Below are 23192 nucleotides of genomic sequence, written 5' to 3' on the forward strand. Positions count from 1 at the left end.
ACCCGCCTTGCGATCAACGGCAACGTTTGATGAGGAGTGATCCATGGCGGGTCAAACGCGTTCAAAGCGCCCCAATCAGCTATTCCGCAATCTTAATTCGAAGATTGCGTCCATACCCATGATCCTCACTGCGGTTGTCATCTTCCTCGGCGGTACGATCTGGACGATTGTTTATTCTTTCACCAACTCCAAGCTTTTGCCGCGCGCCACCTTTGTCGGCATCGAGCAATATGAACGGCTGTGGGCTGCACCCCGCTGGATTATCTCTATTCAGAATTTGGCGATTTACGGCATTCTATCGCTGATTTTCAGTCTGGTTATCGGCTTTCTGCTTGCCGCGCTGATGGATCAGAAAATCCGTTTCGAAAATACATTCCGTACGATCTTTCTTTATCCTTTTGCACTTTCATTCATCGTCACTGGTCTTGTTTGGCAGTGGATTCTCAATCCGGAATTTGGTGTGCAATCCGTCGTCCGCTCATTTGGCTGGACCAGCTTTACTTTCGACCCGCTCTATAATCCTGACATCGTGATCTATGGCATCCTGATTGCCGGTCTATGGCAGGGAACGGGCCTTGTCATGTGCCTGATGCTGGCTGGTCTGCGCGGTATCGATGAAGATATCTGGAAGGCGGCACGCGTCGACGGCATTCCCATGTGGCGCACATATATTTTTGTGGTGATCCCGATGATGCGCGCAGTCTTCATAACCACGCTCGTCATTATCGCCAGTGGCATCGTCAAGGTTTACGACTTGGTGGTTGCGCAAACCAGCGGCGGCCCCGGCATCGCATCCGAAGTCCCGGCGAAATATGTCTACGACTACATGTTCCAAGCGCAAAATCTTGGCCAGGGATTTGCGGCATCGTCGATGATGCTGCTGACCGTCGCCATCATCATCATCCCATGGGCCTATCTTGAATTCGGAGGGCGCAAACGTGGCTAATATCAGCACCTTGAATACAGTCGCTGCTGGCGTTGATCCGGTTGCCCGGCAATTGTCGGGACCGCGTGGCAAGAAGCCGCGAAAAACCCTCTCACGCCGCAATATCGTGTTGTACGGCACGCTGTTTGTCGCAGCACTCTATTACCTGCTGCCGCTTTACGTGATGCTTGTGACATCGCTGAAGGGCATGCCGGAAATCCGTCTGGGCAATATCTTCGCGCCACCCATGGAAATTACCTTTGAGCCGTGGGCCAAGGCATGGGCAAGTGCCTGCACCGGTCTCAACTGTGACGGGCTTTCGCGAGGTTTCTGGAACTCCGTGCGCATCATGGTTCCGTCAACACTCGTGTCGATCTTTATTGCATCGGTCAGCGGATACGCCATGGCCAACTGGAAATTCAAGGGATCGGAACTGTTCTTTTCCATCCTGATCATCGGTGCCTTCATCCCCTATCAGGTGATGATTTATCCCATCGTCATCGTGTTGCGCGAAGTCGGTATCTACGGCACGCTGACTGGCCTGATCGTGGTGCACACCATCTTCGGCATGCCGATCCTGACACTGCTTTTCCGCAATTACTTCTCGTCGCTGCCGGAGGAATTGTTCAAGGCCGCCCGCATCGACGGTGCAGGCTTCTGGCAGATTTATTTCCGCATCATGCTGCCCATGTCGCTGCCCATCTTTGTGGTGGCAATGATCCTTCAGGTGACAGGCATCTGGAACGACTTCCTGTTCGGTGTCGTGTTCACGCGACCTGAATATTACCCGATGACGGTTCAGCTCAACAACATCGTCAACTCGGTGCAGGGCGTGAAGGAATACAACGTCAACATGGCAGCAACCCTGCTCACCGGCGCCGTTCCGCTGATCGTCTATTTCATTTCAGGCAGGCTTTTTGTGCGGGGCATTGCCGCAGGCGCAGTCAAAGGGTGATTTTCATGACTTATAGTGTTTCCATCCAAGAGCTTTCTCTGTCCTTCGGTGCTGTAACTGTGCTGGAAAATCTCAACCTCGATATTCACGAGGGTGAATTTCTGGTGCTGCTTGGTTCCTCCGGTTGCGGCAAGTCAACCCTTTTGAACTGCATTGCCGGTTTGCTGGAACCGACCGACGGGCAGATTTTCATCAAGGAGCGCAACGTCACCTGGGAGGAACCAAAGGATCGCGGCATCGGTATGGTGTTCCAGTCCTATGCGCTTTACCCGCAGATGACGGTTGAAAAGAATCTGTCCTTTGGTCTGCAAGTGGCAAAGGTACCGCAGGCAGAAATCGACCGGCGTGTGGCGCGGGCCGCTGAAATTCTGCAGATACAGCCGCTACTCAAACGCAAACCATCGGCCCTGTCAGGCGGTCAGCGCCAGCGTGTGGCGATCGGTCGTGCATTGGTGCGCGATGTTGATGTGTTCCTGTTCGACGAACCCCTGTCCAATCTCGATGCCAAGCTGCGCTCGGAGTTGCGTGTCGAGATCAAACGCCTGCACCAGTCGCTCAAGAACACCATGATCTACGTGACACACGACCAGATCGAGGCACTGACGCTGGCAGATCGTATCGCCATCATGAAAAGCGGTGTTATCCAGCAGCTTGATGATCCAATTGCCATCTATAACCGGCCCAAAAACCTGTTCGTAGCCGGTTTCATCGGTTCGCCGTCTATGAACTTCCTGCGGGGCGAGCTGGTGGCAAAAGACGGAGGCACGGCCTTTGTCACCAACGGCGTGAGCTTCAGTCTTGCCGGCTATCAGACATCGGAACCGCTCGCCGCCGGTCGCCCGGTCATTCTGGGTATTCGCCCTGAACATATCCGTGTTGATGAGCAGATATCCGGCGGCGAAGTTCACGAGGCAATTGTCGATATCGAGGAGCCGATGGGTGCCGACAATCTGCTCTGGCTGAAACTTGCCGATCATACGCTGTCGGTGCGGATCGGTGGTCACCGCCGTTATTCACCGGGCAGCAAGGTGCGGCTCGGTGTGGATATGTCGATGGCATCGCTGTTCGACGCGGCCACTGAAAACCGCATCTGATCCCTTTCCCGACACCCGAAAATATTGATGACATTGAGGAGACTTGGAAATGACAACACTTGGCTTTCAGCTTTACAGCGCCCGCAATTTTCCGCCGCTTTCCGAAATTCTGAAAAAGCTGTCCAAGGCCGGTTATCGTGAAGTCGAAGGATATGGTGGCATTTACGCCAGCATGGATGACGCAGCACTCACACAATTCCGCGCTGAGTTGGATGCCAACGGGCTGACCATGCCAACCGGCCATTTCGGCATCGACATGCTCGAAAAGGAAACCGACCGGGCGCTCGCCGTTGCCCGCATTCTGGGCATTGAAGCCGTTTATTGCCCCTATCTGCTGCCCGACCAGCGCCCCAGTGATGCGGCTGGCTGGTTTGCCTTTGGGCAGCGTTTGCAGGCAGCTGGCAAACCATTCCGTGATGCTGGCCTGACCTTCGGCTGGCACAATCATGATTTCGAGTTTCACACGCTGGCGGATGGTTCGACACCGCAGGAACAGATTCTCGCCGGTGGCCCTGAATTGAGCTGGGAGGCCGATATCGCCTGGATTATCAGGGGTGGGGCTGACCCATTTGCGTGGATCGAAAGCTACGGCAAACGCATCACGGCTGTCCACGTCAAGGACATTGCGCCGTCAGGACAGAACGCTAATGAGGACGGCTGGGCAGACCTCGGCCACGGCACTGTGGAATGGCAAAAGCTCATTGCGGCGCTGAAGAACACCTCGGTCAAACATTTCGTGCTGGAGCACGACAATCCGTCCGATATCGACCGCCTGATGGAACGGTCGATTGCATCTTTCAATGCCTACTGATTTTCATACTGGAGCATCATCATGGCCAAAGAGCTTGGCGTCGGCATCATTGGATGCGGTAATATCTCGACCACCTATTTTTCTCTCGCTCCGCTGTTCAAGGGGCTGAAAATTCTTGCCTGCGCGGATTTGAATCGCAACGCAGCCGAACTGAAAGCCGAAGAATACGGCGTGAAGGCACAGTCCATTCCCGAATTGCTTGCCAACAGTGAGATTGATGTCATCGTCAACCTCACCATTCCCGCCGCGCATTTTTCCGTCTCCAAGGCCATTCTTGAAGCGGGAAAACACGTCTATTCCGAAAAGCCGCTGGTTTTGACGCTGGAGGAAGGCGAAGAACTTCGAAAAGTTGCCGCTGAGAAAAAACTGTCTGTTGGCTGCGCGCCGGATACATTCTTGGGCGGTTCACATCAGCTTGCCCGTAAATATATCGATGAAGGTCGCGTCGGGCGTATCACATCAGGCACATGCCATGTCATGAGCCCCGGCATGGAAATGTGGCATCCGAATCCCGGCTTTTTCTTTGTGGCCGGGGGCGGGCCGATCCTTGATCTTGGCCCTTATTACATCGCCAACCTCATCAACCTGCTTGGTCCGGTAAAACGCGTTGCCGCCCTGACATCGATGGCCAACAAAACCCGCACAATCACCAGCCAGCCGCTGGCCGGACAGACGATACCGGTGGAAACACCCACCAACATTCATGCGCTGCTGGAATTCGGTAGTGGTGCGACTATCACGCTCTCGGCCAGTTGGGATGTCTGGTCGCACCGCCACGCCAATATGGAGCTTTATGGCACCGAAGGCTCGCTCTATGTGCCGGACCCCAACTTCTTTGGTGGCGTGGTGGAAGCCAGCGGCCAGAACAAGGATATCGAGCCGCTTGATGACTGGGAGCATCCATTTGGCATAGCCAATCAGGATAGTCCGCAGGGGCCACGTGCCAATTATCGCACCGCAGGTCTTGCCGATATGGCCATGGCGCTGATTGAGGGGCGGGATGCCCGTTGCTCGCTGGAGCGTGCGCTGCACGGCATCGATGTCATGACCTCTATCCTGAAGTCGGGAGAGGAAGGTCGTTTTATCGACATGACAACGACATGCACGCAACCGGCTGCTCTTGGTATCGAGGAAGCGCAAAAGCTGCTGCGTTAAATTCGCGGGGAGGAAGACATGATCCGCAATCCTGTTTTGTCGGGGTTTAACCCCGACCCATCCATATGCCGTGTCGGTGAGGATTATTATATCGCGACATCCACTTTCGAGTGGTATCCGGGCGTGCAAATCCACCACTCACGCGATCTGGTCAACTGGCCCCTGGTACGCAGACCGCTGGAACGCGCCAGCCAGCTCGACATGCGCGGTAACCCGGACAGTTGCGGCATCTGGGCGCCGTGCCTGTCCTATGCGGATGGCCGCTTCTGGCTGGTCTACACCGATGTCAAACGTTACGACGGCAACTTCAAGGATGCCCATAACTATATCGTCACCTCTGACACCATTGAGGGCGAATGGTCTGACCCGGTCTACGTCAACTCATCCGGTTTTGACCCGACGCTGTTCCATGACGATGACGGGCGCAAATGGTTCCTCAATATGCAGTGGAACCACCGCACCGAAAGTTACGGTGGCGCACCGAAACATCCGGCCTTTGATGGCATCCTGTTGCAGGAATGGGATGCTGCAAGTGGCAAGCTGGTCGGCCCGGTCAAAAACATCTTTCCCGGCAGCCCGCTCGGGCTTGTGGAAGGGCCGCACATCTTTAAGCGCAATGGCTGGTATTACTTGACCACGGCAGAAGGTGGCACAGGCTACGATCATGCTGTCACCATGGCGCGGTCCCGTTCGCTGGATGGTCCCTATGAGATGCACCCGAATGTCCATCTGATCACCTCAAAAGACAATCCGGAGGCGGTGCTGCAAAGGGCAGGGCACGGGCAATATGTCGAAACACCAGATGGCGAGGCCTATCACACGCATCTCTGCGGCAGACCTGTACCCCCAAAACGACGTTGCACACTTGGCCGTGAGACAGCAATTCAGAAATGCGTGTGGCGCGATGACTGGCTTTATCTCGCACAGGGCGGTGTCGTACCCGCTGTCGAGGTGGCGTCTCCCACTTCAGCCACCCGCAAGCGGGAAGAGGCCAATATTCACTACAGCTTTGAAACACCCCAATTGCCACAGGATTTCCAGTGGCTGCGGTCGCCCTATCCTGAGCGGCTTTTTAGCCTGACTGAGCGTGCTGGGCATTTGCGATTGTTCGGACGTGAAAGCATCGGCTCCTGGTTTGACCAGTCGCTGGTGGCTCGGCGCCAGCAACATCACTCCTTCCGGGCTGAAACGGTGGTGGAGTTCTCACCCGATACCTACCAGCAGGTGGCGGGTCTCACCCATTATTATAATCGCCACAAGTTTCACGCGCTTGCTGTCACGCTCCATGAAAAGCTTGGACGGGTCGTCACCATCCTGTCATGCCCAGGCGACTTTCCACACGGTCGCTTGAGTTTTCCGATTGGCGGCGGTGTCACTGTTCCCGAGGGGCCAATTCATCTGGCGATGGAAGTGGAAGGCAACGATCTGCTGTTCTTTTGGCGCAGCCATTCGGCTCCTGCCTGGCAGCCGGTAGGGCCTGTTCTTGATGCCGGTGTCGTCTCGGATGAGGGCGGGCGCGGTGAACATGGCTCGTTCACCGGCGCTTTTGTCGGCATGTTCGCTTTCGATACATCTGGTCGCGGACAGCCGGCTGATTTTGAAAGCTTTGCCTACAGCATCACCGGCAGGGAATGACATGGACAGGTAGTCTGCGAAACAGGCTACCCGCTCGTTACATTGTCAGGCCGGAACGGCGGCTTTCAGCTCGGAAAGCATCGCACGCAGATCCACCAACAGAGCGGCTTGCACAGGCAGGCCTTTGTCCTTGTTACGATCGCGGGCTTCATAACGACGCTGCGATGGGAGGCGTGCGCCCTGATCGGTAATCGAGCTGAACAGCTTTTCAGCCCGCCCCATGCTTTCCGTCATGCTCGCGCCGAGGAAAGACTGCGGATCAAGCGCAATCAGCAATTCGCCGTGGCACGGGGTTACGCCCGCACCATCGTCAAATTCCATCGATTCCGAACTCATCATGTCGTTGATCAACGGACCGGCCAACAGCTCGACCATCGCCGAAAGTGCAGAGCCCTTGTGACCACCGAAGGTCAACATGGCTCCGTTGAGGGCAGCTTCCGCGTCCGTGGTTGGATTGCCTTCTGCGTCGATGGCCCAGCCAAGCGGGATCGGTTTTCCGGCCCGGCGGTGCAATTCGATTTCACCACGCGCTGACGCGCTGGTCGCGAAGTCGAAAATGAACGGATGTTTGCCAGCCCGTGGCCAACCGAAGGCAAATGGATTGGTGCCGAAGGACGGTTTGGTGCCGCCAGCCGGCGCCACCCAGCAGTGGCTGGGGGTAACGGCAAAGGACACCAGACCCGCGTCAGCCAGCGCTTCAACCTCTGGCCAAAGTGCGGAGAAGTGGAAGCAGTTGTTGATCGCCATGGCGGCAACGCCCTGCTTTTTGGTTTTCTCGATGAAATGCGGCAGGCCGGCATGGAAGCCCATCAATGAATACCCGTAATGGGAATTGACTCGCACGATACCGGGCGTTTCCGTATCCACTGTTGGCTCGGCATTCGGATCAACTTTGCCGATCTGAAGGGTTTTGACACAGCCCATCAGGCGATAGAGGCCATGAGAGTGGCACTCGTCCTGCTGCGCTTTCAGGACAGAAGCAGCAATCGTTTCTGCATGACCTTTCGAAAAGCCTGCAAGGGTGAGCAACTCCAGGCTCAGGGCACGGGCTTCCTCAAAAGAAATATACTCGATCGCTTGGGTCATCTGTCACTCCTGCAGACTAAAATTTGGTAGGTTTTTCGCGCCCGTACACTACCGCTTCGCCACACAAATGGAAGCGAAGCGGCAACACATTCCCTGTTGATTTGCGTTTACGCAAACGGTTCTGTTGGACCCTTGGCCGGCTGTGTAAACCAGTGGGCACCATCCTCCGCCATGTAGATATGATCCTCAAGCCGAATGCCGAACTTGCCGGGGAAAACGATCATCGGTTCATTGGAGAAACACATGCCGGTTGCCAGTTTGGTCTGGTTGCCTCTGACGATGTAGGGCTCTTCATGAATTTCAAGCCCAAGTCCATGACCTGCTCGGTGCGGTAGACCCGGAAGCTGATAATCTGGTCCAAGTCCATGGCGGGCCATCACCGCGCGGGCTGCGTCATCAAGGCTTGCACAGGAAGCGCCAAGCTTCGCCGCATCGAAAACAGCCTGCTGTGCCTCACGCTCGATTGCCCAGCCCGCGGCAAATTCCTTGGTTGGCTCATCGATCATGTATGTGCGTGTCAGATCGGAGTGATAGCCGTCAATGCGCGTGCCGGTATCAACAAGAATGACATCGCCAGCTGCAAGCGTCTGGTCGCCATCGGCACCATGCGGCAGCGAGGTGGCCAAGCCGAAGGAGACAATGCAGAAGGTAGACGACGAGCCGGCCAGTTCGCGGTGCCGCTCATCGATGAACCGAATGACTTCCGAGGCCCGAATGCCCGGTTTCATGATCGCATGGGCCTGCCGGTGAATGTCCAGCGTCAGATCCATCGCATATTTGATGATGGCAATTTCAGCGGCCGATTTGCACAGACGCAGATTGCGGATCAGCCGTCCGCCATCGGCAAGCCGCTCGGCACCAACAGCCTTGGCCAGTGCGTGATAGATGAACAGCGGCAGAGCATCGTCCAGTGCCAGTTTTTCTGATGGCTTCAGCTGTGCAGCAACAAGTTTTGACGGTGATTGGTCTTCTTCCCATGTCAGGATTTCGCCGGGCAGATGAGGCAGCGTTTCAACACGGCTCTTTTCAAAGCCCGGTACGATGTAGAAAAGCCCGTCCCGCGTCACCAATGCGCCGAGCAGTCTTTCACTCTGGTGCCAATGCAAACCGGTGAAATATAGCAGGCTATAGGACGCGCCGAGCAAAGTAGCGGAAATGCCGTGCGCACCCATGGTTTCACGAAGTTTTTTCAGTCTCGACAGGCGTTCGTCATCTTGAATGAAGGCGGGTGGGTTTTTCTGAAACATGACATTCCATTCCGGCAGAATTTTCAGGTGGGTAGTTAGATGCAGCGGAGACTAGACGGTTGTGCGCATTTTGTCGACAGCAAACGAGTGTCTTTGCTTGAGACGCGGGGCAGGTCAATTTCAATAACAAGCTATGGAACAGGACAGTTTCGGGAAAGCGAATAGGTGTAGCTAACAATGATAACTTTGGGCGTATTGCATCTGGATGCATTGCGTTTGCTGGAACTGTGAGCGACTGCGGAGAAAAAAATGTCCTCGACACAACCTATCATCTTGTCGATTTGTGTCCCCACATATAACCGGCAGTTTCTGCTTGAGCGCAACGTAACATTCCATTTGGATTCGTTTCGCAGACTGGGAATTCCGTTTGAAATCGTCATCGTTGACGACTGCTCGACGGATAATACACCCGCTTACATCGCCTCGATTTCCGACAATCCGGAAATCAACGCTTTCCGGCGTGTGAAGAATTCTGGCTTTGTCAGTAACTATTCGTTCGCCATGCAGCGCGCCCGCGGCCGTTATGCCGTGTTCCTCGGGGACGACGATCTGTTGATCCCGGAAAAGGTTGTCGAATATGTGCGCCTGATGGAGCAGGATCCAGCGCTCGGTGTTATTCAGGCACCGTGGATGCTGGTTGATGGTCGTAACAACGCCAACACCGACATTGGCCCATTCTACCGCCTGCCTGGCCCGATCCGCCACAGCAAGGGCAACTTCCTGTCGATGCTGGACATGATCCTCAACTATCATGTCTTCCCGGAATTCATGATCATTCGTCGCAGTGTACTGGCAAAGGCGATTTCCAGCCCGACGCCATTTATCTTCTGGGCATTCCTCTATACCACCCGCGCGCTCGAAGGCGGCGACATCATGTTCGTGCCAGAGCCATTTGCGCGCGTAACGGCTGTCTCCGATGATCCGCGCCAGCAACAGGGCAACAAGGAATGCATGTTCCTGTGGGATACCTATCGCGGTGGCATCGAATATCTGGTGTCACGCGCTGCACAGGTCAATCCGTTCAGCCCGGATGAAAAGGTATCGCTGAATGCACGTATTCTGAAATTCATGATGATGCGTCAGGCCGTTGCGCTGCGCCTTCATGTCGAGGCAGGAAACTGGCCGGAAGCCTACATCATGTACCACCGCATGGCGGCGCATGAGCAGATGCCTTTGTCGCCAGACGCATTTGGCCAGATCTGCAAACTGGCCGGCGTTGTCACGGCGGCGCGCGAAGCAACAGAGTTTTCGAATGAACCGATCATTCTTGATCCAATGATCGAAACCACGACGCTGAACCTGCTGCCGCAGGATATTCGCGCACGGATGACCTACCCGGTTGAAGGTGCGGCGAAGTCGCAGGAGCCACGCGCCTATCTGCGCTTTAACCCGGCATTCCCGGAAAATCCCGGCCCAAAGGACGGTATTTTCGATATCCGAGAATACATCGCCCAATTCGGCTGATCGTTTCGATCTTTCAGACATTAAAACCTGCGCGGAAAAGCTCCGTGCAGGTTTTTTTATGCCAGCAGTCTGGAGAGTATCCAGAGAAAACGAAAAGACCCGGAAATCGCTATGATTTCCGGGTCGTAAAAAGGTTTAGAGGTGAGGGCGCCGCTGTTTCATGTCCAAAAAGACGTTGTCAGGGCACTTTCAAACGGTTGATAAACCGGGGCTTAACCGCGTTAAGCCAATTGACCGGTTTTGCGCGTCACAAAACGTGCCTCACGCAGGCTGCGTTTCAGGAACTCCGTATTGATATCCGGATTATCCGACGCATTCTGGAACGATATATGGTTGATATCGATCGCCGCAAACTCATCAGCAAGATGCAGTTGCGCGTAAATTGTCACACCGAGCGGTTTAAGCTCAAGATCAAGAACGACTGTAGGAACGCCGTCCCACTCGAGTTTGTATTCCCCGCCCGCGCCGAAATTGACTGTGCCTGGATGGAAATACAGTTCAGCCGCAGAAGCAACCAGATCGGCAAGGCTCCCGTAGCATTCGAAACGCAGCAGAGAGATCAAGTCCGCTGGATCGAGGAGCCGTAGTTCCGAAGCGACCGGGCTAAGGGCTTCAGCAACAATTTGTTCTCGTTGTTCTGTGTAGGGGCATTTTTTCATTCGTATTACTAGACCCGCTTTTTCGCTGACCGTTGTGCAAAGACCCGATGAACGAGTTCTGCAACAGCCTTGTAAAAGGCTGGTGGAATCACACTATCTACCGAGACTTGCGCAAACATGGAGCGAGCGAGTGGTGGGTCTTCAAAAACGGGAATTCCGTTTTTTTCTGCAATTTCACGTATTTTCAACGCGATAAGGTCTTGTCCTTTTGCCACAACAACCGGCGCGTCGTTTTCATCGCGTACATAACGCAGAGCGACGGCATAGTGGGTCGGGTTTGCAATGACGAGGGTGGCGCGCGGCACATTGTTGATCATGCGGCGGCGAGCGCGGTCGCGCGCAATCGACCGCTGGCGTGACTTGACGATCGGGTCACCCTGGGTCTGTTTGTGTTCGTCCTTCACTTCCTGTTTGGTCATGCGCAATTGCGAGAACCAGTGATGGCGCGTCCAGAAAAGGTCGACGGCAGCCAAAAGCGCGGTACAGATCAAAATGACGATCATCATTTTTTTGACGATCGTAACAAGTCGCACAAAAATCGTCTGCGGGTCCGAGAACATCGCATCGATCAATTTGTAGTATTCGCCCCGCAACGCGAAGAACATGATGATCGAGACAATCATGATCTTGAAGATCGATTTGCCGAATTCCACGAAACCGGGAACGCTGAATATCCGCTTGAAACCCTTCATCGGTGAAATGCGGGAGGCCTGCGGGCGCACACGCTCAAGCACAAAAGACGGCATATTCTGGAAGACGGACGATGAAATACCAAAGATGATGAACATCAACATCGCTGGCAGCAGCATATATGCGATGGCCAGACCCAAATGGGTAAACAGCGAAAACGCATCCGGTCGGTTCAGCAATTGCCATTGCTCCGGCTGGTCGAACAGATCCTTCAGGGTTTCGCTAATATGGGCCGTGCTGGTCGGCATGAAAAAGACGAGATACAGATAAAAAGCAAGAGCAGACGCAAAGAGCGGAATTTCACGCGAGACAGGCAAATTGCCTTTTTCGACCGCATCACGAAGTTTTTTCTCCGTGGGGCTTTCTGTTTTACTCTCTTTATCCTGATCGTCTGACAAGACGTCGGTCCCCGACATAAAACAAACCCGCCAGAATGGCGGGATAGTCAGGTCAGGCTAGACTGTGGTGCGTTGCGGGGCAATAGCGCAAGCCTGCCCCGCCAGGGTTTTCAACCGCTGCTTTGGCAATTACGCCGCTGCGGCATTCGCATCTGCTTCCTTCAGCAGGATCTGACCGGAGCTTGCCAAACGAATTGCTTCCTGCGCAACAGCTCGGCGAGCGATCGCGACTTCGCGTGTGTTGAGCGTTGCAACCGGAACGGCCAGGTCGGATTCGATCATGCGGCGCTGGCGTGGGCTGATCGCCGAAAGGACACATTCCTTGATTTCGTTGGTCGCACCACGCAGAGCCATGGTGAGAACATCGCCGGAGACGTCGTTGAGCAGAAGGACGCGGCTGCGTTGTGGCATGACCAGCATGTCTTCGAACAGGAAGATCTTCGGCTTGACCTTGTTTGCGGATTCCTTGTTGAGGGTTTCCAGCGAACTCAGCAGCGTATCGACCTGTGGTTTTTCCAGTTCGTTCATGAGGTCTGCAACCTTCGCAGAACCACTTGCGTTTCTTTCCGCTTCAATCTCGGCAATCAGGGCCATAACGCGCTTCTCAATGATCTGCGCAGCGGCTGGGCTGACGTCTTTCATGTTGACGGTACGGTTCATGATGTCGGCGCGCTGCTCATCCGGGATGGTCAACAATACCTTGGCACCGAAAGCGGACGGCAGCATAGAAAGAATGTATGCGATGGTCTGTGGGTGTTCCTTGGCAAGGAACTTGCCGATGAACTCGGGGCTGGCATCCTGAAGCTGATCCCAGATCGATGCTTCATAAGCCTGGAAGGCAGTTCTACGTCCAAGCAGACCGTCAACCTCTTCCGGTGTCAGGCCTTCTTCAAGAATGCTTTCAATCGCTTTGGCGTTATCCATCAGGCCTGTGCCTTCAGTGAACAAATCCTCGAATTCGTTCACGATGGCAGCAAGCTCATCCGGTGGGATAACCCGTAGGGTCTGCGCAGATGCAATAATAAGCTGCAGTTCGGCCTGCGTAAAAAATTTAAGTAATTTGCCCGCCACACCTTTTCCCATGGCGAGCAGCACGGCGGCAGCTTTATCTGCCTGAGACAACGGTTTCCCTTCAATGGGGTTACCGAAATCTTCAAAGTCCATCATGGTCTTTCCTCTCTGCCCCAAAACCGGGATCAGGCTTTCTTGATGCTCATCACTTCAATGAGTTTAACACCAAAACGTGAGTCGTCATTCTCAAGAACAGTAATTTCACCGCGTGCAATGCGTCTGCCATTTACCATTATTTCAACTGGTTCGCCGATTTTGCGATCCAGAGCAATTGTTGCGCCTTCTTCCAGGCCCATAAGACCGGAAACCAGCATGCGGCTTGTGCCGAGAACGATCTGAACATCGATTGGAATATCCATGATCAGGTCGAGATTGTCGGAAAGGCCGCTGCCGATCTGCATTGGTGCGCCAGCAGCTGGTGCCGCCGAAAAATCGTCCATGCCGAAATCGGTGGAAGCACCACCGAAGCTCATAGCGTCGACGGCATCTGTCGCAGACGTGTCGGCAAAATCACCGAAATCGCCAAAGCCACCGTCTGCATCCGTTTTCAGGACACCGCGCAGGTCGCCAATCGCCTGATCCAGATCGGCAGGTTCGCCGATGGAAAGCGCGTCATCTTCAGTCAAAGGTGTTTTCTTCGTAGCCATGCCGTAATTATTCCTTTTGAAACTTGCGTCAAACTGCCTTCGCTCAATTTGAGCACGACAAGATTTAACCCATCAGATGTCTCAATATCTCATCATCTGTGCTGACGTTGTTTTTCACGCGAACCATGTAGCGGTCTCCCGCCTTTCCAAACTCGCAATTGTAGATGTCGCTGCCATTGGCGCTGACCTCGACGGTGATATCGTCGCGGCTGATATCCCGGAACGGAACCACATCACCTTCTGTCAGGCGGGCAAGGTTGCGCAGGGTCATCTTCTGAAGGCGAATACGAGCCTCGAGTGTAACCTGCGAACGTTTGACCTGTTCCTTGATCAGAGCAACCCATTCCTCGTGCTTCTTGATGGCACTCGCCGATGCCTTTGGCGCAACGATCTGCGTCTTGAGCATGACACGTTGCGGGATCACCAGCGCAAATTCCGAGGAAACCTTACCAAGATCCACTTTCAAACGAATCAGTACACCGTACTGACCGGTGATTTGTTCATCGAAACCGCTTTTGCCCTTCGAATTGTAGGGCGGGTCAATCGCGGCTTCAAAACCGCCCGGTGCGTTGACGCCCGAACGAAGAACGCCGGCCATGCGGCCAATGACGAGAGCTGCAAGATCAAGCTCGATCTGTGACAGCGAGCGCACTTCCGGTTCGGAAATCGTCTCTGGCAGCGCGCCAAGCATACGTTCCATCAAAGTCATGATGAATGCATTGCCACAGGCCAGAATGAAATTCGGAGACCAGTTGCGCAATGAGCAATCGGCCACCGCGAATTCAGGACCGATGCCGCGAACGAGTTCGGTCATCAGGCCGGATTGGCAGCCGATATAATCGACCTCAATGGGGATGCCGGTTTCGCTGTGGAACATGTCCGGCAGAAACTCGCTGTAGAGATGCCCGACATCGGCGCCGATCTTGAGGATCGTCTTTTGGTCGCCAAGCCCACCTGTGAGCTTGGCAAGAAGTGCGTGGTCCATTGCGGGAGCTGTGTCTGGTGTCGTCATGATTTATCAAGCCGCCTTGTTTTCGCCGCCAGGGTTCATCATTTCCTGCTCCACGGCGTCGATCGACGGGCGCTCGTAGTTGGAAATGGTCTTGCGGCCATATTCGAGAGCAACCTGCGGCACAGAACCGTTCATGTAAGCAATCAGGGTCTGCTTGACGATGATGTAGAGACGGTGCTGCTTGGTACGAACGATCTTGACCTGCGCTGCAAGCGGGTTGGCAATCGAGTAAGACAGGATAATCCCGAGCATGGTGCCCACGAGCGCCGCACCGATAAGACCACCGAGAACCGCAGGTGATTCGTTGATCTTGCCCATCGCCTTGATAACGCCGAGAACCGCAGCAACGATACCGATAGCAGGGAATGAATCGCCCATCGCCGTGATCGAGTGATAAGGCTTCAGTTTGTCGTGAAGAATGGTGTCGATTTCTTCATCCATCAGCGCCTCGATCTCGTGTGAGCGGGCATTGCCGATGATGATGAGGCGGACGTAATCACAGATGAATGCAGTCAGTTCCTTGTTCTTCAGAACAGAAGGCGCCGTCTGGAAAATGCTCGATTCAGCCGGGTTGTCGATGTGCGCTTCGATTTCGTTTCTGGACTTCGTGCGCAGGTCGCGCATCAGAGAGTAGAGAACGCCGAGAACATCGAGGTAATCGCGCTCTTTTGGAACGGAATGTTTGAAGGCTTCGCCCAGTGCCTTGCCTGAATCTTTTACCACTTTCATGGGGTTAGCCATGATGAAGCCACCGAGACCTGCACCCCCGATGATGACAAGCTCAAACGGCTGAACGAGAACGTCCAAGTGGCCGCCCATAGCCATGTAGCCGCCAATAACGCAGCCGAAGGTGATGATTAACCCGATAATGATATTCATTGAACACTCGCACCTGACCGTTGTCTCGTGGCCGAGTTGTAGAAAATGTGGCTTGCGTGAACCTGTAGGATAGCCGCGGAAAATACATTCAGAACAAACAGTTTCGCGCAAGCAATGACCGTCATCATCCTGTCGAGGCACATCCGTGCGCAACAGGATTCGGCAACGGCGGACATAGCGTGACAACGACCTATACCAGTTATCGGCTTATCAGCCAGGATATCGGCAAGTCTCTTGATCGTATATCGAAGCAACCGGATGTTGCGCGGGAGACGGAATATTACCTTTCCAAGATCGGCTCGATCAAATCCATCGACGCCTTCATGGAAGATTCAAGGCTTTATAATTACGCGTTGAAAGCGCACGGCCTTGAAGACATGGCTTACGCAAAAGCCTTTATTCGCAAGGTGTTGACGGAAGGTGTCACCAAGGATGACGCCTTTGCCAACAAGCTGTCGGATACCCGTTACAAGGAACTGGCAACCTCTTTGAACTTTGCCGCTTACGGTGAAGCTGCGACGTCTTTCGACCGCGCGCAAAAGGATGTTGTTGCTCAATACACCCGTCAGACGCTTGAGCAGGAAGCCGGTTCCGACAATACCGGTGTGCGTCTGGCGCTGTATTTCGAACGCATGGCGCCATCCATCACGTCCGGCATGGGCATTATTGCCGACGACGCGATGTCGCAGGTTTTCCGCACCACATTCCAACTTCCGGCAGAGTTTGCCGGCACCGACATCGACAAGCAGGCAGCGCTGGTCGAAAAGGCCATCAAGATGGAGGATCTGCAGGATCCGGTCAAAGTCGGCAAGCTGCTCGAGCGTTTCACGATCATGTGGGAGATGGAAAACCCCTCACAGGTCAATACCTCAACGACCATTCTTGGTTCGTCCGCCGGTTTTGGAATTTCTTCCGACCTTCTTCTTTCAATCAACACCCTGAAACTCGGAGGCAAATGATATGCAGTCCGGACTGTATGTGGCCCTGTCGTCACAGATGGCGCTTGAGCGTCGTATCACCACCATCGCTGACAACATGGCGAACATCAACACCGCTGGCTACCGTGCGACGGAAGTCAAGTTTGACGAGGTGCTGAGCAAGACCCGCAACGACATGAATGCAAAAGTTGCCTTCGTGTCGCAAGGTAACGATTACCTTTCGACCCGCAGTGGTTCCCTCGACAGAACCGGCAACCCGCTTGATGTCGCCGTAAAGGGCGATGCTTGGCTATCAATCGACACGCCGAATGGACAGGTTCTGACCCGTGACGGTCGTCTGACCATCCGTGAAGATGGTATTCTGGTATCGACGAATGGATACCCTGTATTGGATGCCGGCGGTGGCCAGATCGAACTCAACCGCGCTGGTGGTGAAATCAAGATCGGCGCTGACGGTGCGATTGTTCAGGATGACCGCCAGATTGCTCTGATGGGCCTTTATACCGCTGATATCTCGCAAGGTTATCTGCGCCATGACAACAGTGGTATCACCACCGTGGCCGCGCCGCAGCCGGTAGTGAACCGCAGTGATGCCGGCATCATGCAGGGTTACACAGAGCAATCGAACGTCAACGGTATCTCTGAAATGATGCAGCTCATTCAGGTCAACCGGGCCTTCGACAGCATCTCCTCCGTAATGCGCGAAACCGAATCCACATTCGGTGAAGCAATCAAGACACTCGGCGGTAGCCGTTAAGGATCAAGGCCATGATGGCTGACGCAGGTTCCCCTTCCAAACCGTCGACCTCCAAGCTGGCACAACTTGCCAGCTTGGTGGAACGTTATGCCGACCCAGATGTTGCCGTTGCACATGGTGGGCGGGTGACGGCTATTGCGGCTGGCCATTACACGGTGTCCGGGTTGTCCCGGCACGTGCGTTTGGGAGAATTTGTCGCCCATCGCAGCGAAACCGGCATTCATCTCGGTGAGGTCGTTCGCGTTGAGTCCGATCTGATCTTTGTGTGCCCCATTGAACCGGGTGAACCGATCGGCATTGACGACACGGTCATCTACAAGGGCGCATTCCGCGTGGCGCCCGAGAACAGCTGGTGTGGCCGTACGATCAATGCTCTGGGCGACCCGATCGATGGATTGGGTCCACTGTCATCAGGCACGGATCGGCGTTCCATTTCCAACACCGCCCCGCCGTCGATGACCCGTAGCCGTGTGGAAAAAGCCTTCAAGACCGGTGTGCGCGCCATCGATATTTTCTCACCGCTGTGTCTTGGTCAGCGCCTTGGCATTTTTGCGGGCTCCGGTGTCGGTAAGTCCACTCTGCTGTCGATGCTGGCGAAAGCCGATGCCTTCGACAAGGTTGTGATTGCACTTGTTGGCGAGCGCGGACGCGAAGTGCGCGAATTCATTGAAGATACGCTTGGTGAGAACATGGCCAAGTCGATCGCCGTTGTTGCGACCAGTGACGAAAGCCCGATGTTGCGCAAGATGGCGCCGCTGTCTGCGGTGACGATTGCCGAACATTTCCGCGATCAGGGCGACAACGTGCTGTTGATCATCGACAGCGTGACCCGTTTTGCCCATGCCATCCGTGAAGTCGCAGTTGCCTCGGGTGAATTGCCGGTGGCACGTGGTTATCCCGCATCTGTTTTCACCGAACTTCCGAAATTGCTGGAGCGGGCAGGGCCGGGCGTCGAAGGCACCGGGACCATCACCGCAATCATTTCCATTCTGGTCGATGGTGACAACCATAACGACCCGATTGCCGACTCGACCCGTGGTATTCTTGACGGACATATCGTGCTGGAGCGCAGTCTGGCCGAAGAAGGCCGTTACCCTCCAATCAACCCGCTGGCCTCGATTTCGCGTCTTGCCAAAAAAGCATGGACACCGGACCAGGAAACGCTGGTTTCACGTCTCAAAGCACTGGTGCACCGCTTCGAGGAAACCCGCGATTTGAGATTGATCGGTGGCTATCGACCCGGCACAGACCCTGATCTCGATATGGCGATCAAGCAGGTCCCGATCATTTACGATGTCTTGAAACAGACGCCGTCAGAACCGCCAGCCGCAGATGCCTATGCCGACCTTGCGATTGCCTTGCGCAATGCAATTACCGGCAATGCGCCGCAGCAGGCAAATAATCAAAGACCAAGAGGATAACCATGCTCGACAAGCAACAAGAAGAACGTATCGAGATGGACAAGAAGGCAAAGGCATCGATTACCAGCACCGATCGCATTCTTGCGACCTGTGGTGTGACGCTTGCTGCGGCGGCTGCGTTTTTCCCATGGTACGTTTTTTTCAATGAAGACAAGTTTGGCGTCACGACGCCGAACTTCGACATGACCCGTGACCTTCCTCACACCGGCCCGAAGGAAGTGTTTAGTGTTTCGCCACTGGCCATGGTCAACCGCAACAAGGATGACCGTCCGGATATTCCACCGTTGCCGTTTGATCCACTGACCACCGCGACAGTATCGGATTCCGGTAAGGAACGGCAGAATAACATCGCGGCACGTGAGGAACAACCATTCCCTGGTCACGGCGCCAACTACCGGCTGCTGCATGTGGCCAATGGTCGTGCGCTGATCGAAGACAGTGCTGGCATGTATATGGTCAAGGTTGGTTCTGTCCTGCCCGATAATACCAAGCTGGCAAAGATCGAGCAGCGCGACGGCCGCTGGGTCATCGTGACCTCGAATGGCGAGATCTACGAGAACGAAAGTCACTGATCACAATTCTGGAGACCTATAATCTCCAACGGATACAGGCGCGGCTGACCAGCTGCGCCTGTTGCGTTTTGGCAACCCCAATCGCAAAGGCGTGAGATTTGCCATAACCGCTGTCGCAACGGATTTCCCGTAAGTCTGACGCAAGATTAGCAGCATAGGTTTTGAGCATAAAATATGGAGAAATCTATGGAACCGATTCAACTGTTCGAACTGGCATCCCGTCAAGCGGAATGGCTCAGCATTCGTCAGGAGGTCGTGGCGACCAACATCGCCAATGCCAACACTCCTAAATACCAAGGCAAGGACGTCAGTCCTTTCGAAGCAGTCATGCAGTCGACCGGAACCACGATGGGAATGGCCAAGACGCATGCTGCGCACTTCGGCTCAAGTACGCTGAGCGACAATATCGAGGTTCGCAATTCCAAGGTGAACAACGAAATCGGCGTTCAAGAGTCCGGAAACACGATCGCTCTTGCGGAAGAAATGACGAAAACCGGTGAAATCAAGCGCCAGTACGAACTCAACGCCAATCTGGTGAAGACGTTCCATCGCATGATGCTGATGACTGTGAAGAGGTAAAGAACATGGATCCTTTAAGCGCTGCCAGCAAGATCGCAGGAAGCGGTCTGGAAGTTCAGTCCACCCGCCTGCGTATCGTTTCGGAAAACATCGCCAACGCGCGTTCGACCGGCGACACTCCGGGTGCTGACCCTTATCGCCGCAAGACGGTGACATTCGGGACCGAGCTGGACCGCGCTTCGGGCGTTGAACGCGTTACCGTGAAGAAGCTCGGCGAGGATCGTGGCAAGTACATCGAGGAATACGATCCCGGCAGCCCTGCGGCAGACGCCAACGGCATCGTCAAAATGCCGAACGTCAACATCCTCATCGAAATGGCCGATATGCGCGAAGCAAACCGCAGCTATGACGCCAACCTGCAAATGATCAAACAAACGCGTGAACTCGTCAGCGCGACGATTGACCTTCTGAAAGCTTCGCAATGATCGATAAAATTAATCAATTAAGCTCTCTTTCGCTGACGCGTGATCTCGACGGTATTTCTTCCGTCTCGACCGATCTGACCGGTGCAACGCGTGAAAAGACCCCTGGCGAACAGACCAGCATGAGCTTTGCCAGCGTGCTGGGCAACATGTCTGTCGACGCCATGAACAACCTCAAGAAGGCCGAAGTGGCCTCTTTTGAAGGTATTCAGGGCAAAGCCAACACACGTGAAGTCGTCGATGCGGTTTTGAGTGCCGAGCAGTCCCTCCAGACTGCCATTGCGCTGCGTGACAAGATTGTCAGCGCATATCTCGAAGTATCGAAGATGCAGATTTAGCACCATTAAGGACACGTAGACATGAGAGCACTTGCTATCGCCGCGACGGGTATGGATGCGCAGCAGACAAATCTTGAAGTTATCGCGAACAACATCGCCAACATCAACACGACTGGTTACAAGCGCGCCCGCGCAGAGTTTACCGATCTTCTCTACCAGACAGAGCGTGCGCAGGGTGTGGCCAACCGCGCCAACCAGGCTATCGTGCCTGAAGGCGCCAACATTGGTCTCGGTGTACAGACCTCTGCGGTACGTAACATTCACACACAGGGCAACTTCATCGAAACCGGTAACGATCTCGATGTGGCTCTGGTTGGTCGCGGCTGGTTTCAGATTGAAGCTGCTGACGGTTCGACACTGTATTCACGCGCCGGCGCCTTCAACAAGAACGCTGACGGCCAGCTCGTTACCATTGATGGTTACAACGTTATCCCGAACATCATCATTCCGATCGATGCAACGGAAACCGTGATCAGCCGTACCGGTCAGGTGACAGTTCGCCTGGGTAACGCCACCGAATTCACCGAAGTTGGCCAGCTACAGATTGCGAACTTCGTCAATGAAGCCGGCTTGAAGCCGCTCGGCGACAACCTGTTTGCTCAGACACCGGCATCCGGTGATGCGATCGTCGGCGTGCCGGAAGATCCAGGCTACGGCTACATCAAGCAGAACTACCTCGAAGGTTCCAACGTCGATCCGGTCAAGGAAATCACTGACCTGATCACGGCTCAGCGTGCCTACGAAATGAACTCCAAGGTTATCACCACCGCAGACGAAATGGCCTCGGTGGTCAGTAAGAACCTGAAGTAAAAACGGGAAAGGATGGGCGAACATGAGGTTTAGCCGGAAAAATAGCAGATTTAATAACGGACTTGTCCGGTTATGCATCGCGTCCGTCTTGTCCGTGGTCGCCACATCCTCCGTTGCTCAGGCACCAGTTGCGCTGGTTCCGACGCGCATCATCTATCCCGGTGAGGTGATTTCTGCCGATGCCTTGAAAGAGGTTGAGGTCACCAACCCCAATATTTCGAACGGTTATGCCAGTGAAGTCGGCCAGATCGAAGGCCTAATCTCCAAGCAGACACTGCTTCCAGGCCGCACCATTCCGGTTGCCGCCTTGCGTATCCCCTATGCTGTGACCCGCGGTGCAAGCGTCCGTCTGACCTTTACGATCGGACATATGACGATCTCTGCAGCGGGTACTCCCATGCAGGACGGTGGCGTGGGCGACGTGGTGCGTGTGCGTAACATTGATTCCGGCGTGATCGTCAACGGCACGGTCATGCGGGACGGCTCTATTCAGGTGATGGCGAAATGAAAGCCTTGCAGTCGATTGCGATACTCTTTCTGGCTTTGATGACGCAGGTGCTTGCCACCGTGCCGGCCCATGCCAATACTTCGCGCATCAAGGATATCGCGTCCTTGCAGTCGGGCCGTGACAACCAGCTGATTGGTTACGGTCTTGTGGTTGGCCTTCAGGGAACGGGTGACAGCCTGCGTTCCTCGCCGTTCACCGAACAGTCGATGCGCGCCATGTTGCAGAACCTCGGCATCACCACACAAGGCGGCCAGGCAAATGCCAAGAACATTGCTGCCGTCATGGTCACTGCCAACCTGCCACCATTTGCCAGCCCCGGCAGCCGCGTTGATGTCACGGTCAGCTCGCTGGGTGATTCCACGTCGCTCCGCGGCGGTACGCTGATCATGACCTCGCTTTCCGGTGCCGATGGCCAGATTTACGCGGTGGCGCAGGGTGCTGTGATCGTCAACGGCTTTTCCGCGCAAGGTGACGCGGCAACGCTGACTCAGGGTGTAACCACCGCTGCTCGGGTACCCAATGGCGCAATCATCGAGCGCGAACTGCCATCCAAGTTCAAGGATGGCGTCAATCTCGTTCTGCAGCTGCGCAATCCTGACTTTTCGACCGCCGTGCGTGTGGCCGATGTCGTCAACGCTTTTGCCCGCACTCGTTACGGCGGCACGGTGGCAGAACCGCGCGATTCTCAGGAAATCATCGTGCAGAAGCCGCGTGAGGCTGATCTCACACGGCTGATGGCCGAAATTGAGAACCTGCTGGTCGAAACCGATACGCCTGCAAAGGTCGTGATCAACGAGCGCACCGGCACCATCGTCATCGGCGCGGATGTTCGCATCTCGCCAGTGGCGGTCAGCTACGGCACGCTGACGGTTCAGGTCACCGAAACACCGCAGATCATTCAGCCAGCGCCGTTTTCACGAGGTGAAACTGCTGTCCAGCCCCAGACTGACATCATGGCGATGCAGGAAGGTGGACAGGTGGCCATCATCGAAGGTCCAGATTTGCGCACGCTGGTGTCCGGTCTCAACAATATCGGGCTGAAAGCCGACGGTATCATTGCCATCCTGCAAGGTATCAAATCGGCTGGTGCTCTCCAGGCGGAGCTTGTTCTGCAATGAC

The 23192-nt window shown here is 54.8% G+C and carries 25 protein-coding genes; 17 read left to right on the forward strand and 8 right to left on the reverse strand.

The genetic code is table 11. The features are described from left to right. The first annotated feature begins 43 nt into the window (after positions 1 to 43). Genes PYL13_RS03615 through PYL13_RS03640 form a run of 6 tightly spaced genes read left to right on the forward strand, consistent with a single transcriptional unit; the run spans position 44 to position 6575 of the window. Positions 44 to 946: a carbohydrate ABC transporter permease gene (locus PYL13_RS03615; RefSeq protein ID WP_192486907.1), complete on the forward strand. Its 903-nt coding sequence runs from the start codon at positions 44 to 46 to the stop codon at positions 944 to 946. Next, entirely contained in the window at positions 939 to 1880 is a 942-nt protein-coding gene (locus PYL13_RS03620) for a carbohydrate ABC transporter permease (protein ID WP_192486908.1), read from the forward strand. Before PYL13_RS03615 ends, PYL13_RS03620 begins: the two co-directional genes overlap by 8 nt. Before the next feature lie 5 nt (positions 1881 to 1885). Then, complete coding sequence (locus PYL13_RS03625) at positions 1886 to 2974, forward strand: ABC transporter ATP-binding protein (protein ID WP_192486909.1); 1089 nt, start codon at positions 1886 to 1888, stop codon at positions 2972 to 2974. Between the two features lie 49 nt (positions 2975 to 3023). Continuing rightward, entirely contained in the window at positions 3024 to 3785 is a 762-nt protein-coding gene (locus PYL13_RS03630) for a sugar phosphate isomerase/epimerase family protein (RefSeq protein WP_275640513.1), read from the forward strand. Between the two features lie 21 nt (positions 3786 to 3806). Beyond that, positions 3807 to 4940, forward strand: a complete 1134-nt coding sequence (locus PYL13_RS03635; RefSeq protein ID WP_275640514.1) for a Gfo/Idh/MocA family protein — start codon at positions 3807 to 3809, stop codon at positions 4938 to 4940. Positions 4941 to 4958: 18 nt separating this feature from the next. Next, positions 4959 to 6575 (forward strand): glycoside hydrolase family 43 protein, encoded by a 1617-nt coding sequence (locus PYL13_RS03640; protein ID WP_275640515.1) that lies wholly within the window; start codon positions 4959 to 4961, stop codon positions 6573 to 6575. A 45-nt stretch (positions 6576 to 6620) separates the two neighbouring features. Here the strand turns inward: PYL13_RS03640 and PYL13_RS03645 are convergent, their stop codons facing one another. Beyond that, positions 6621 to 7661: an Ldh family oxidoreductase gene (locus PYL13_RS03645; RefSeq protein WP_192486913.1), complete on the reverse strand. Its 1041-nt coding sequence runs from the start codon at positions 7659 to 7661 to the stop codon at positions 6621 to 6623. A gap of 107 nt (positions 7662 to 7768) precedes the next feature. Further along, the gene (locus tag PYL13_RS03650) at positions 7769 to 8908 is read right to left on the reverse strand and encodes a M24 family metallopeptidase (protein WP_275640516.1); all 1140 of its coding nucleotides are present in this window, start codon (positions 8906 to 8908) and stop codon (positions 7769 to 7771) included. Positions 8909 to 9157: 249 nt separating this feature from the next. Here PYL13_RS03650 and PYL13_RS03655 point away from each other — a divergent pair, with 249 nt between their 5' ends. Beyond that, positions 9158 to 10372: a glycosyltransferase family 2 protein gene (locus tag PYL13_RS03655; RefSeq protein ID WP_259147638.1), complete on the forward strand. Its 1215-nt coding sequence runs from the start codon at positions 9158 to 9160 to the stop codon at positions 10370 to 10372. Between the two features lie 221 nt (positions 10373 to 10593). On the opposite strand, the gene PYL13_RS03660 is transcribed toward PYL13_RS03655, so the two are convergent. The 6 genes from PYL13_RS03660 to motA form a co-directional block, all read right to left on the reverse strand. Next, complete coding sequence (locus PYL13_RS03660) at positions 10594 to 11031, reverse strand: hypothetical protein (protein ID WP_192486916.1); 438 nt, start codon at positions 11029 to 11031, stop codon at positions 10594 to 10596. An 8-nt stretch (positions 11032 to 11039) separates the two neighbouring features. After that, entirely contained in the window at positions 11040 to 12137 is a 1098-nt protein-coding gene (gene flhB, locus PYL13_RS03665; RefSeq protein ID WP_441296620.1) for a flagellar biosynthesis protein FlhB, read from the reverse strand. A gap of 111 nt (positions 12138 to 12248) precedes the next feature. Then, a complete protein-coding gene (gene fliG, locus PYL13_RS03670; RefSeq protein ID WP_192486918.1) occupies positions 12249 to 13286 on the reverse strand; it encodes a flagellar motor switch protein FliG in 1038 nt (345 codons plus the stop codon). A 29-nt stretch (positions 13287 to 13315) separates the two neighbouring features. Beyond that, positions 13316 to 13837: a flagellar motor switch protein FliN gene (gene fliN, locus PYL13_RS03675; RefSeq protein ID WP_275640517.1), complete on the reverse strand. Its 522-nt coding sequence runs from the start codon at positions 13835 to 13837 to the stop codon at positions 13316 to 13318. 64 nt (positions 13838 to 13901) lie between these two features. Continuing rightward, entirely contained in the window at positions 13902 to 14849 is a 948-nt protein-coding gene (locus PYL13_RS03680) for a FliM/FliN family flagellar motor switch protein (protein ID WP_250983516.1), read from the reverse strand. Between the two features lie 6 nt (positions 14850 to 14855). Then, positions 14856 to 15728 (reverse strand): flagellar motor stator protein MotA, encoded by an 873-nt coding sequence (motA, locus tag PYL13_RS03685; RefSeq protein WP_192486921.1) that lies wholly within the window; start codon positions 15726 to 15728, stop codon positions 14856 to 14858. A 179-nt stretch (positions 15729 to 15907) separates the two neighbouring features. Here motA and PYL13_RS03690 point away from each other — a divergent pair, with 179 nt between their 5' ends. The 10 genes from PYL13_RS03690 (at position 15908) to PYL13_RS03735 (ending at position 23191) form a co-directional block, all read left to right on the forward strand. Continuing rightward, positions 15908 to 16687: a DUF1217 domain-containing protein gene (locus PYL13_RS03690; protein ID WP_192486922.1), complete on the forward strand. Its 780-nt coding sequence runs from the start codon at positions 15908 to 15910 to the stop codon at positions 16685 to 16687. A 1-nt stretch (position 16688) separates the two neighbouring features. Next, complete coding sequence (flgF, locus tag PYL13_RS03695; RefSeq protein ID WP_192486923.1) at positions 16689 to 17423, forward strand: flagellar basal-body rod protein FlgF; 735 nt, start codon at positions 16689 to 16691, stop codon at positions 17421 to 17423. Positions 17424 to 17437: 14 nt separating this feature from the next. Continuing rightward, complete coding sequence (fliI, locus tag PYL13_RS03700; RefSeq protein ID WP_250983705.1) at positions 17438 to 18844, forward strand: flagellar protein export ATPase FliI; 1407 nt, start codon at positions 17438 to 17440, stop codon at positions 18842 to 18844. 2 nt (positions 18845 to 18846) lie between these two features. Beyond that, on the forward strand, positions 18847 to 19416 hold the full coding sequence (locus PYL13_RS03705; RefSeq protein ID WP_405049432.1) for a hypothetical protein: 570 nt from the start codon (positions 18847 to 18849) through the stop codon (positions 19414 to 19416). Between the two features lie 186 nt (positions 19417 to 19602). Further along, entirely contained in the window at positions 19603 to 19995 is a 393-nt protein-coding gene (gene flgB, locus PYL13_RS03710) for a flagellar basal body rod protein FlgB (RefSeq protein ID WP_250983518.1), read from the forward strand. 5 nt (positions 19996 to 20000) lie between these two features. Further along, complete coding sequence (gene flgC, locus PYL13_RS03715) at positions 20001 to 20420, forward strand: flagellar basal body rod protein FlgC (protein ID WP_192486925.1); 420 nt, start codon at positions 20001 to 20003, stop codon at positions 20418 to 20420. After that, positions 20417 to 20755 carry a flagellar hook-basal body complex protein FliE gene (locus PYL13_RS03720; protein WP_192486926.1) on the forward strand — a complete coding sequence of 113 codons (339 nt, stop codon included), beginning with the start codon at positions 20417 to 20419 and terminating at the stop codon, positions 20753 to 20755. Before flgC ends, PYL13_RS03720 begins: the two co-directional genes overlap by 4 nt. Before the next feature lie 21 nt (positions 20756 to 20776). After that, positions 20777 to 21565 (forward strand): flagellar basal-body rod protein FlgG, encoded by a 789-nt coding sequence (flgG, locus tag PYL13_RS03725; RefSeq protein ID WP_192486927.1) that lies wholly within the window; start codon positions 20777 to 20779, stop codon positions 21563 to 21565. A 22-nt stretch (positions 21566 to 21587) separates the two neighbouring features. Beyond that, positions 21588 to 22073 (forward strand): flagellar basal body P-ring formation chaperone FlgA, encoded by a 486-nt coding sequence (gene flgA, locus PYL13_RS03730; RefSeq protein WP_192486928.1) that lies wholly within the window; start codon positions 21588 to 21590, stop codon positions 22071 to 22073. Positions 22074 to 22111: 38 nt separating this feature from the next. Further along, on the forward strand, positions 22112 to 23191 hold the full coding sequence (locus PYL13_RS03735; RefSeq protein WP_246787675.1) for a flagellar basal body P-ring protein FlgI: 1080 nt from the start codon (positions 22112 to 22114) through the stop codon (positions 23189 to 23191). Position 23192 lies beyond the last annotated feature (1 nt).

Source organism: Agrobacterium sp. Azo12 (genome assembly GCF_029193765.2).
Lineage (GTDB): Bacteria > Pseudomonadota > Alphaproteobacteria > Rhizobiales > Rhizobiaceae > Agrobacterium.